The sequence below is a fragment of the Bacillus sp. 103mf genome, from assembly GCF_900116295.1.
Classification (GTDB): Bacteria; Bacillota; Bacilli; order Bacillales; family Bacillaceae_G; genus Bacillus_A; species Bacillus_A bruguierae.
This window is the reverse complement of record NZ_FPAF01000018.1, coordinates 53,151-64,673: the sequence shown is the minus strand read 5'-3', so window position 1 is coordinate 64,673 and position 11,523 is coordinate 53,151. Positions and strand designations below refer to the sequence as shown.

The 11,523-nt window shown below is 38.8% G+C and carries 11 protein-coding genes, 2 rRNA genes and 1 riboswitch; of the genes, 12 read left to right on the top strand and 1 reads right to left on the bottom strand.

The features are described from left to right. A 23S ribosomal RNA gene (locus tag BM350_RS23185) occupies positions 1-180 on the top strand; the annotation flags it as partial. Between the two features lie 50 nt (positions 181-230). After that, positions 231-346: ribosomal RNA gene (gene rrf, locus BM350_RS23180) — 5S ribosomal RNA — on the top strand. 111 nt (positions 347-457) lie between these two features. Here the strand turns inward: rrf and BM350_RS23175 are convergent. Further along, the gene (locus tag BM350_RS23175) at positions 458-736 is read right to left on the bottom strand and encodes a hypothetical protein (protein ID WP_090917405.1); all 279 of its coding nucleotides are present in this window, start codon (positions 734-736) and stop codon (positions 458-460) included. Between the two features lie 329 nt (positions 737-1,065). Then, a riboswitch (purine riboswitch) is annotated at positions 1,066-1,167 on the top strand. Between the two features lie 110 nt (positions 1,168-1,277). Between BM350_RS23175 and purE the strand changes: the two genes are divergently transcribed. From purE to purN, 10 genes are all read left to right on the top strand, one after another. Continuing rightward, a complete protein-coding gene (gene purE / locus BM350_RS23165; protein ID WP_090917409.1) occupies positions 1,278-1,763 on the top strand; it encodes a 5-(carboxyamino)imidazole ribonucleotide mutase in 486 nt (161 codons plus the stop codon). After that, a complete protein-coding gene (gene purK / locus BM350_RS23160) occupies positions 1,760-2,911 on the top strand; it encodes a 5-(carboxyamino)imidazole ribonucleotide synthase (RefSeq protein WP_090917410.1) in 1,152 nt (383 codons plus the stop codon). Before purE ends, purK begins: the two co-directional genes overlap by 4 nt. Then, positions 2,908-4,209, top strand: coding sequence for an adenylosuccinate lyase (gene purB / locus BM350_RS23155; protein ID WP_090917412.1), 1,302 nt, complete (start codon positions 2,908-2,910; stop codon positions 4,207-4,209). Before purK ends, purB begins: the two co-directional genes overlap by 4 nt. Positions 4,210-4,298: 89 nt before the next feature. Then, positions 4,299-5,018 carry a phosphoribosylaminoimidazolesuccinocarboxamide synthase gene (gene purC / locus BM350_RS23150; protein WP_090917413.1) on the top strand — a complete coding sequence of 240 codons (720 nt, stop codon included), beginning with the start codon at positions 4,299-4,301 and terminating at the stop codon, positions 5,016-5,018. Next, the gene (purS, locus tag BM350_RS23145) at positions 5,011-5,265 is read left to right on the top strand and encodes a phosphoribosylformylglycinamidine synthase subunit PurS (RefSeq protein ID WP_090917415.1); all 255 of its coding nucleotides are present in this window, start codon (positions 5,011-5,013) and stop codon (positions 5,263-5,265) included. Before purC ends, purS begins: the two co-directional genes overlap by 8 nt. Then, entirely contained in the window at positions 5,262-5,945 is a 684-nt protein-coding gene (gene purQ / locus BM350_RS23140) for a phosphoribosylformylglycinamidine synthase subunit PurQ (RefSeq protein ID WP_090917417.1), read from the top strand. The genes purS and purQ overlap by 4 nt, the downstream gene beginning before the upstream one ends. Next, on the top strand, positions 5,929-8,148 hold the full coding sequence (gene purL / locus BM350_RS23135) for a phosphoribosylformylglycinamidine synthase subunit PurL (RefSeq protein WP_090917419.1): 2,220 nt from the start codon (positions 5,929-5,931) through the stop codon (positions 8,146-8,148). The genes purQ and purL overlap by 17 nt, the downstream gene beginning before the upstream one ends. Next, complete coding sequence (purF, locus tag BM350_RS23130) at positions 8,133-9,548, top strand: amidophosphoribosyltransferase (RefSeq protein WP_090917421.1); 1,416 nt, start codon at positions 8,133-8,135, stop codon at positions 9,546-9,548. The genes purL and purF overlap by 16 nt, the downstream gene beginning before the upstream one ends. 328 nt (positions 9,549-9,876) lie before the next feature. Next, positions 9,877-10,917, top strand: coding sequence for a phosphoribosylformylglycinamidine cyclo-ligase (gene purM / locus BM350_RS23125; protein WP_090917423.1), 1,041 nt, complete (start codon positions 9,877-9,879; stop codon positions 10,915-10,917). Beyond that, positions 10,914-11,492: a phosphoribosylglycinamide formyltransferase gene (purN, locus tag BM350_RS23120; RefSeq protein WP_090917426.1), complete on the top strand. Its 579-nt coding sequence runs from the start codon at positions 10,914-10,916 to the stop codon at positions 11,490-11,492. The genes purM and purN overlap by 4 nt, the downstream gene beginning before the upstream one ends. Positions 11,493-11,523: the final 31 nt, after the last annotated feature.

The following is an 11,523-nucleotide window of genomic DNA, read 5'->3' as shown; positions in this document are numbered from 1 at the left end:
AGCTATGTGCGGAAGGGATAAGTGCTGAAAGCATCTAAGCATGAAGCCCCCCTCAAGATGAGATTTCCCATAGCGTTAAGCTAGTAAGATCCCTGAAAGATGATCAGGTTGATAGGTTCGAGGTGGAAGCGTGGTGACACGTGGAGCTGACGAATACTAATAGATCGAGGACTTAACCATATAATATGAAGCAAATGTTATCTAGTTTTGAAGGAATATACCTTCATAAGTCTGGTAATGATGGCAGAGAGGTCACACCCGTTCCCATACCGAACACGGAAGTTAAGCTCTCTAGCGCCGATGGTAGTTGGGACTTTGTCCCTGTGAGAGTAGGACGTTGCCAGGCAAAAACCTAAGTCGTTTTGACTTAGGTTTTTTTGTGTTCATTTTTATCCCGTATTAACGAGCAGTTAATCAGTGGGGGAATGAAGAACCCCCACTGATTATTAGTTGAATCTTACTTGCCAAATATCATAATACATAAATTTAATAATGCCAAAAGTGAAAAAAGAATAAAGAAGATGCTGTTTAAAATAATAGCAATTTGTTTTGGTTTTCCAGGTTTTCCGAAAGAACCTAAAATAATTCCGATAATGGGACTGATTATTTCTACAAAAAGTATAAGTTTTAAATAATGAGAATAGAAAAAGTCAGATGTTATAAAAGAGGATGCAATAATTGCAGCAGTTATTGCGATAGAAAAACATAAATATGACAATATGTTAAGTTCCCTCATAATTAAACCACCTATAAATTAGTGTGAATTTATAATAATAGTATCATAGGCGATGCTTAAATATACAAAAAGTAGTTCCTGCTATATCTCCAACCGCAATAACTTTGAATTGTTTTTGAATGGAATCCTTCCTATTTATATAGTGAATCGTTATGTAAGTTAAATTGCATATATTCTCGCATTTCTTCTTTAATTCTCCTTCTTTTCTGCATATTTTTTCGCTTCTTCTTTTTATTATAACTAAAACACGAACGTTACAATGCACTGAATAAAAAAACATTCGATTATTTATTGACATGTTTAAAGAACACCTGTTAATATAACTTTAGAAACAATATTATATCGTACCTCATATAATCGCGGGGATATGGCCTGCAAGTCTCTACCTAACGACCGTTATTCGTTAGACTATGAGGGAAAGTCACTCGGTATTTTTCTATTCACAAGGGATACATATGCCTGAGTAGAGCGCTTTCTCTCATAGTAAAAGAGAAAATGTTCTATTTCAGGCTTTTTTTATTTGAATCGGGGGGATTCTAATATGAAATCACTAGTTGGAATCATAATGGGAAGCACGTCAGACTGGGAAACAATGAAATATGCTTGTGACATTTTAGATGAATTAAACATTCCGTATGAGAAGAAAGTTGTATCCGCTCATCGGACTCCAGATTATATGTTTGAATATGCAGAAACAGCTCGTGAACGTGGATTAAAAGTTATTATTGCTGGAGCTGGGGGAGCCGCTCATTTACCAGGGATGGTTGCAGCGAAGACAAATCTTCCTGTAATCGGTGTTCCAGTTCAATCAAAAGCGTTAAATGGTTTAGATTCGTTACTGTCTATCGTTCAAATGCCAGGAGGGGTTCCGGTGGCGACTGTCGCGATCGGTAAGGCTGGTGCAACAAACGCAGGACTACTTGCAGCACAAATACTCGGATCATTTCATGATGATATACATGATGCATTAGAATTGAGAAGAGAAGCAATTGAGAAAAATGTGCGTGAAGGTAGTGAACTGATATGACAAGAATCATTTTACCTGGAAAAACAATTGGAATTATTGGCGGTGGCCAGCTTGGAAGAATGATGGCGCTAGCAGCGAAGGAAATGGGTTATAAAATTGCTGTGCTAGATCCGGCAAAGCATTCGCCATGTGCACAAGTTGCTGATATTGAAATTGTTGCAGCATATGATGATTTGAAAGCGATTCAGCATTTAGCGGAAATAAGCGATGTTATCACATATGAATTTGAAAATATTGATTATAGATGTTTACAATGGCTTGAAAAACATGCGTATTTACCACAAGGTAGTCAGTTGTTAAATAAAACGCAAAATCGTTTTACAGAAAAGAATGCAATCGTAAATGTTGGCTTACCAGTTGCACCATATAGACTCGTGCAGACGCAAGATGCACTTTTAGAAGCAATTACGGAACTTTCCTTTCCCTGTGTGTTAAAAACAACAACAGGAGGATATGATGGGAAAGGGCAAATTGTTTTAAGAAGCGAAGCGGATGTTGCGAGAGCGCTGGAACTTGTAAATCAAGCTGAATGTATTCTTGAAAAGTGGGTGCCATTTGAAAAAGAAGTATCAGTTATTGTCACTCGCAGTGTTAGTGGTGAAACGAAGGTATTTCCAGTAGCTGAAAATATTCATGTAAATAACATTTTACATGAATCCATCGTACCAGCTCGCATCACAGAAGCACTTTCACAAAAAGCAATTGCATATGCACAGGTACTTGCGGATGAATTAAAACTGGTGGGAACACTAGCAGTAGAAATGTTTGCTACGGCAGATGGTGAGATTTATATTAATGAATTAGCACCAAGACCTCACAATTCTGGGCACTATACAATCGATGCATGTGAAACAAGTCAATTTGGGCAACATATTCGAGCAATCTGTAATTTACCTCTAGGAGAAACAAATTTGTTAAAACCAGTTGTCATGGTAAACATTTTAGGCGAACATATAGAAGGGGTCCTAAGACAAGTGAATAGATTTACCGGGTGCTATTTACACTTGTATGGAAAAGAAGAAGCAAAAGCGCAGCGTAAAATGGGGCATGTAAATATTTTAAATGAAAATATTGAAGTTGCTTTAGAAAAAGCGAAGAGTTTGCATATTTGGGACCATCAAGAACAACTTTTGGAGGGAAAAAGATGATTAGTCGTTATACACGCCCTGAGATGGGTGCGATTTGGACGGAAGAAAATAAATTTAAAGCATGGTTAGAAGTTGAAATCTTAGCTTGTGAAGCATGGGCTGAGCTTGGCGATATTCCAAAAGAAGATGTGAAAAAGCTTCGTGAACATGCATCTTTCGATATTGATCGTATTTATGAAATTGAGCAAGAAACGCGTCATGATGTAGTTGCTTTCACTCGTGCTGTATCAGAAACACCAGCATTAGGTGAAGAACGCAAATGGGTACATTATGGTTTAACATCTACAGACGTAGTAGATACAGCTTTATCTTATATCTTAAAACAAGCAAATGAGATTCTACTAAACGACTTAGAAAATTTCATTACTATTTTAGCTAACAAAGCAAAAGAACATAAATACACAATTATGATGGGAAGAACGCACGGTGTTCATGCAGAACCAACAACATTTGGTTTAAAACTTGGTCTTTGGTATGAAGAAATGAAACGTAACTTAGAACGTTTTAAACAAGCAGCTGATACAGTTCGCGTTGGTAAATTGTCTGGTGCAGTTGGTACATTCGCAAACATTAATCCATTCGTAGAAAAATATGTTTGTGAAAACTTAGGGTTAGAAGCAGCTCCGATTTCAACGCAAACATTGCAACGTGATCGTCATGCACATTACATGTCAACACTTGCATTAATCGCAACATCTATTGAGAAAATGGCAGTTGAAATTCGCGGTTTACAAAAGAGTGAAACACGTGAAGTGGAAGAGTCATTTGCGAAAGGACAAAAAGGTTCTTCTGCAATGCCGCATAAACGAAATCCAATCGGTTCTGAAAATATGACTGGTTTAGCTCGTGTTATCCGTGGTTATATGATGACATCTTACGAGAATGTTCCATTATGGCATGAACGTGATATTTCACACTCTTCTGCAGAGCGTGTTATTTTACCAGATGCAACAATCGCGTTAAATTACATGCTAAATCGTTTCGGTAATATCGTGAAAAACTTAACGGTATTCCCAGAGAACATGAAACGTAACATGGAAAGAACATATGGCCTAATTTACTCTCAGCGCGTAATGCTTACGTTAATCGACAAAGGTATGGTACGTGAAGAAGCTTATGATATTGTACAACCTAAAGCGATGGAAGCATGGGAAACACAAGTGCAATTTAAAGAGCTTGTAGAAGCCGACGAGCGTATTACAAGCAAATTAACACAAGAAGAAATCAATGAATGTTTCAACTATGAACATCACTTACAACATGTTGATACAATTTTTGAACGTCTTGGCTTAAACTGATAATTTTATATGGCACAGAATCGTTTCATTCTGTGCCATTCTTTATAAACATACTATTCACATTTTTCAAACTACAGGGGGCTTGCGAAATGCAAAAGCTAGAATTGCTGTATGAAGGTAAAGCAAAAAGAATTTATCGTACAGAAGCAGCAGATATGGTTTGGGTAGAGTATAAAGATAGTGCTACTGCTTTCAATGGGGAAAAGAAAGCGACGATTACAGGAAAAGGTCGTCTGAACAACGAGATTACAACTCTTTTATTCAGAAAGTTACAAGAAGTGGGAATCAAAACACACTTTGTTGAGAAAATATCAGAAACAGAACAAATTGTAAAAAAAGTAAGCATTATTCCATTAGAAGTTGTCACAAGAAATGTGATTGCGGGTAGTCTTTCAAAACGATTAGGTATGGAAGAAGGTATTATACTTACAACACCAATCGTCGAACTTTACTACAAAGATGATGATTTAGGGGATCCTCTTGTAACAGAAGATCATATTCGTGTGTTGAACGTTGCAACGCCAGAGCAAGTAAGCATACTACGAGAAAAAGCTCTACAGATCAATCAAGTATTGATTGAGCATTTCGCAAGCTGTCGTGTAAGATTAGTAGATTTTAAATTAGAGTTCGGTATAACAGAAGATGGAGAAATTTTATTAGCGGATGAAATTTCACCAGACACATGCCGCTTATGGGATGAAGCGAGCAATGAAAAATTTGATAAAGATGTATTCCGTCGTGATCTTGGTAATTTAACAGAGGCTTATGAAGAGATTTTAAAACGATTAGGGGGAGCTTCACATGTATAAAGTAAAGGTATATGTAACGTTAAGAGAAAGTGTATTAGATCCACAAGGAACAGCGGTAAAAGGAGCACTTCATAGTCTTTCCTTTACAGAAGTACAAGATGTGCGAATTGGTAAATATATGGAACTAACAATTGATAAATCAGTTACAGATATTGATGTAAAGGTAAAAGAAATGTGCGAAAAATTATTAACGAACGTAGTGATTGAAGATTATCGCTATGAAGTTGAGGAGGTTGTCGCGCAGTGAAATTTGCCGTAATCGTTTTCCCGGGTTCGAACTGTGATGTAGATATGTTTCATGCAATTAAAGATGAGCTTGGCCAAGATGTAGACTACGTTTGGCATAGTGAAGAAAACTTAGATCAGTACGATGCAATTTTACTACCAGGTGGTTTCTCTTACGGTGATTACCTTCGCTGCGGAGCTATTTCTCGCTTTGCAAACGCAATGAAAGGTGTACGAAAAGCAGCTGAAGCAGGAAAACCAATCTTAGGTGTATGTAACGGATTTCAGATTTTAGTAGAGTCTGGACTATTGCCTGGTGCATTAATTCGCAATAAAAACTTAAAGTTTATGTGCCGTACTGTTCAGCTTCGTGTTGAAAATAATACAACAATGTTTACATCACAATATGAGAAAGATGAAGTGATCGATATTCCAATCGCTCATGGTGAAGGAAACTACTACTGTGATGAAGCAACATTGAAACAGTTAGAAGAAAATAATCAAATTGTCTTCCGTTATGTAGAGAATCCAAACGGAAGCGTTTCAGATATTGCAGGGATTGTAAGTGAGCAAGGAAATGTACTTGGTATGATGCCGCATCCAGAGCGTGCTGTTGATGAATTGCTTGGAGGAGCGGATGGTCTAAAAGTATTTCAATCTATTTTGAAACATTGGAGGGAAACATATGTCGTTACTGCTTGAACCAAATCCAACTCAAATTAAAGAAGAACGCATTTATGCGGAAATGGGATTAACAGACGAAGAGTTTGCCATGGTTGAAAAGATTTTAGGCCGCCTGCCAAACTATACAGAAACAGGATTGTTCTCTGTTATGTGGTCAGAGCATTGTAGTTATAAAAACTCAAAGCCAGTTCTTCGTAAGTTCCCAACGACTGGTGAACGTGTACTGCAAGGTCCTGGTGAAGGCGCTGGAATCGTTGATATCGGTGATAATCAAGCGGTAGTATTTAAGATGGAAAGTCATAACCATCCATCTGCAATTGAACCGTATCAAGGTGCAGCGACAGGGGTTGGCGGTATTATCCGTGATGTGTTTTCTATGGGAGCACGTCCAATTGCTATGTTAAATTCACTTCGCTTCGGTGAGCTACAATCACCACGCGTAAAATATTTATTTGAAGAAGTTGTAGCGGGTATTGCGGGATACGGTAACTGCATCGGGATTCCAACTGTTGGCGGAGAAGTACAGTTCGATCCATGTTATGAAGGAAATCCACTTGTAAACGCAATGTGCGTTGGGTTAATTAACCATGAAGACATAAAAAAAGGTCAAGCGCACGGTGCTGGTAATACAGTCATGTATGTTGGTGCAGCAACAGGCCGCGACGGTATTCACGGTGCAACATTCGCATCAGAAGAGCTATCTGAGGATTCCGATGCAAAACGCCCAGCGGTACAAGTAGGCGATCCATTTATGGAGAAGCTTTTAATTGAAGCATGCTTAGAACTAATCAAATCCGATGCACTTGTCGGTATTCAAGATATGGGAGCGGCAGGCTTAACATCATCTTCAGCAGAGATGGCAAGTAAAGCAGGTATGGGTATTGAAATGTATTTAGATGATGTACCGCAGCGTGAAACAGGCATGACACCATATGAGATGATGCTTTCTGAATCACAAGAGCGTATGTTAATCGTCGTGAAAAAAGGTAGAGAACAAGAGATTGTAGAGCTATTTGAAAAATATGGCCTTGCAGCAGTAGTAATGGGAAAAGTAACAGAAGATAAAATGCTTCGTTTATTCCATAAAGGTGAAATGGTGGCGGAAGTGCCAGCTGATGCATTAGCAGAGGAGGCACCTGTTTATCATAAGCCTTCAAAAGAAGCTGCGTATTTTGCAGAATTCCAACAAATGAAGATGGAAACACCAAAAGTGGAGAATTATGAAGAGACATTACTATCTTTATTACAACAACCAACGATTGCAAGTAAAGAGTGGGTATATGATCAATACGATTACCAAGTACGCACAAGCACAGTTGTTACACCAGGGTCTGACGCAGCGGTTGTTCGTGTTCGCGGAACAAATAAAGCATTAGCAATGACAACGGATTGTAACTCTCGCTACATTTATTTAGATCCCGAAGTAGGCGGAAAAATTGCTGTAGCAGAAGCAGCTCGTAATATTGTATGTTCTGGCGGTGAGCCACTTGCAATTACAGATTGCTTAAACTTTGGTAACCCTGAAAAGCCAGAAATCTTCTGGCAAATTGAGAAGTCAGTATATGGTATGAGCGAAGCGTGTCGCACGTTACATACACCTGTTATTGGTGGAAACGTATCAATGTACAATGAGCGCAGTGGGGAAGCAGTATACCCAACACCAACTGTTGGTATGGTTGGTCTTGTACATGACGTAAAGCATGTAACAACGCAAGAGTTTAAGCAAGCTGGTGATCTCGTTTATATAATCGGTGAAACGAAAGCGGAGTTTGGTGGTAGTGAATTGCAAAAAATGGTGTATGGAAAAATTTTCGGTCAAGCACCAAGCATCGATTTAGAAGTAGAAGAAAAACGTCAAAAGCAATTACTAGCAGCGATTCAAGAAGGTCTTGTCCAATCAGCACATGACGTTGCAGAAGGCGGATTAGCAGTTGCTTTCGCAGAAAGTGCAATGGGAACAAGCGGATTAGGCGCAGATGTGAAGTTAGCTGGAGAAGCGACAGCGATGTTATTTGCAGAATCACAATCTCGCTTTATTGTTACAGTAAAACGCGAGCAAAAAGAAGCGTTTGAAAATATGGTAGATGCACTTTGTGTTGGGGAAGTAACAAATACAAATCAATTAACAATTCGTAATGAAGAAAAGGAAGTATTGCTTACAGTGGATGTTGATGAAATGAGAACGGCTTGGAAAGGGGCTATTCCATGCTTAATGAAATAAAGGGGCTAAATGAAGAATGCGGCGTTTTCGGAATTTGGGGGCATGAAAATGCAGCACAAGTTACGTATTATGGGTTGCATAGCTTGCAGCACCGTGGTCAAGAAGGCGCTGGCATTGTTGTAAATAATGGGGAGAAAATCACTGGTCATAGAGGGCTTGGTTTAATATCAGAAGTGTTTTCACGCGGTGAGTTAGATGATTTAAACGGAAAATCAGCGATTGGGCACGTTCGTTATGCGACAGCAGGCGGCGCTGAAGTTGCGAATGTTCAACCACTGTTATTTCGCTTTTCAGACCATAGTATGGCATTAGCTCATAACGGTAATTTAATTAACGCAAAAATGCTTCGCCGTGAATTAGAGGCAGAGGGAAGTATTTTTCAAACAAGTTCGGATACAGAAGTATTGCTTCATTTAATTAAACGCAATACAAAAGGTACATTAATTGAAAGTGTAAAAGATGCATTAAACAAAGTAAAAGGTGCTTTTGCTTATTTATTATTAACAGGAAATGAAATGATTGTTGCATTAGATCCAAATGGATTCCGTCCGCTTTCGATTGGAAAGATGGGAGATGCATACGTTGTAGCATCTGAAACATGTGCTTTTGATGTAGTAGGAGCAACATACATTCGTGATGTAGAACCTGGAGAATTACTTATCATTAATGATGAAGGAATTCAGATAAATCGTTTTACAAATGATGTAGAACATGCCATTTGCAGCATGGAGTACATTTACTTTGCGCGCCCTGATTCAAACATTGCTGGTGTTAACGTCCATGCAGCGCGTAAAAATATGGGGAAGTTGTTAGCAAAGGAAGCTCCGGTTGAAGCAGATGTTGTAACAGGTGTACCTGATTCTAGTATTTCGGCGGCGATCGGCTATGCAGAAGCAACTGGAATTCCTTATGAGTTAGGTTTAATTAAAAATCGTTATGTTGGACGTACGTTTATTCAACCTTCTCAAGAATTGCGTGAACAAGGGGTAAAAATGAAACTTTCAGCAGTACGAGGTGTTGTTGAAGGAAAACGTGTTGTTATGATTGACGATTCTATCGTACGTGGTACAACAAGCAAGCGAATTGTTCGTATGCTTCGCGAGGCTGGGGCAACAGAAGTGCATGTAAGAATTGCTTCGCCGCCTCTTAAGTATCCGTGCTTCTATGGAATTGACATTCAAACAAGAAAAGAATTAATCGCAGCAAATCATTCAATAGAAGAAATTCGTGAAATCATTGGAGCAGACTCTTTAACATTTTTAAGTGAAGAGGGTTTAATTAATGCAATTGGCCGTCCGTACGAAGGGAAATATGGCGGTTTATGTATGGCTTACTTTAATGGCGATTATCCGACGGCTCTTTATGATTATGAGCAAGAACTTTTAGCAAGTATGAAATAAAGCAAAGATATATAAGTTAAAAAACGACATAAAAAACCTTTTCTTTTTAGGGAGGGGCGAGAGCATCTGGCCGTGCATAGAAGCGGTCAGGGCCTTTTTCTACCACATGCAAGGTTTAAAACACAGGGAGCAAGAGAGTGTAAGTCATTTTTTGTCTGCACAGCATCGACCTATATGTCGGAAAATTAAAATAGATTTATATAGAGCACGATAAGAAAGCATAGCAGCTTCTACTATACGCTGTGTAGAAGCTCGCTTTTTCTTACAGTTACTACCCAGTAGACGGGAGAAATTCTTTCAGTATAAAAAGACGAGGTGTATAGAAACGATGGCGAATGCATATAAGCAAGCAGGAGTAGATATTGAAGCTGGATATGAAGCGGTATCTCGCATGAAAAAACACGTGCAAACAACGATGAGAAAAGAAGTGCTAGGCGGGTTAGGCGGTTTTGGAGGGATGTTTGATCTTTCAAAATTCGCATTAGAAGAGCCAGTATTAGTATCTGGAACAGATGGTGTAGGGACAAAATTAATGCTCGCTTTCATGATGGACAAACATGACACAATCGGTATCGATGCAGTTGCAATGTGTGTAAATGACATTGTTGTTCAAGGAGCAGAGCCACTCTTTTTCCTTGATTATATTGCTTGCGGTAAAGCAGAACCTAGTAAAATTGAAGACATCGTCAAAGGAATTGCAGAAGGATGCCGTCAGGCTGGTTGTTCATTAATCGGCGGAGAAACAGCTGAAATGCCAGGGATGTATTCTGAGGAAGAATATGATTTAGCGGGGTTTACGGTTGGTATTGTTGATAAAAAGAAAATTGTTACAGGACAATCTATTGAAGAGAATCAAGTATTAATTGGGCTTGCTTCTAGTGGAATTCATAGTAATGGTTATTCTCTTGTACGTAAAGTGTTGGTAGAGGATGGACAACTTTCACTTGATCGTATTTATGGTCGTTTAGAACTACCACTTGGTGAAGAATTATTAAAACCAACGAAAATTTACGTCAAACCTATTTTAGAACTATTGAAGAAATATAACGTAACTGGTATGGCTCATATTACTGGCGGCGGATTTATTGAAAATATTCCACGTATGTTGCCAGAAGGTATCGGAGCACAAATTGAACTTGGTTCTTGGACAGTTCATCCAATCTTTGATTTACTGCAAGAAGTTGGTCAATTAAAGAAAGAAGAAATGTTCAATATTTTTAACATGGGTATTGGTATGGTAGTAGCGGTCAAAGAAGAAGATGTAGAAGGTGCTATGAAACTTTTAGAAGAACAAGGGGAAACAGCTCGTATCATCGGACGCACTGTGAAAGGTTCAGGTGTTACATTTGATGGAGGCGCGGTATCATGAGCCGATTAGCAATTTTTGCTTCAGGAAGCGGTTCTAATTTCCAAGCACTTGTGGACGCGGTAGAGGCTGGAAGATTAGATGCAAAGCTTAGTTTGCTCGTATGTGATCAGCCGGGCGCACGTGTTATAGAGCGCGCAAATAATCATCATGTTCCTTGCTTTTCCTTTTCAGCGAAAGCGTATGAATCAAAGGAAGCATTCGAACAAGAAATAGTAAAGAAATTGCAAGAGTACGAGATTGATTGGATTATTCTAGCGGGGTATATGCGTTTAATTGGTCCGACATTGCTAGCTGTTTATGAAGGGAGAATCGTTAACATTCACCCTTCACTATTGCCAAGCTTTCCTGGAAAAGATGCAGTTGGGCAAGCAATTGAATATGGTGTGAAAGTAACAGGTGTAACGATCCATTACGTTGATGCAGGTATGGACACTGGGCCAATTATCGCCCAAGAAGCAGTAACAGTTTCTGAAAATGATACACGAGAAAGTTTACAAAAGAAAATTCAACTTGTCGAACATAGATTGTACGTAGATACGGTGAAATCTTTATTACATTCTGAAGTGAAGTTATAAGAGCGGAAATTTAATACAACTAGGGGTGGAG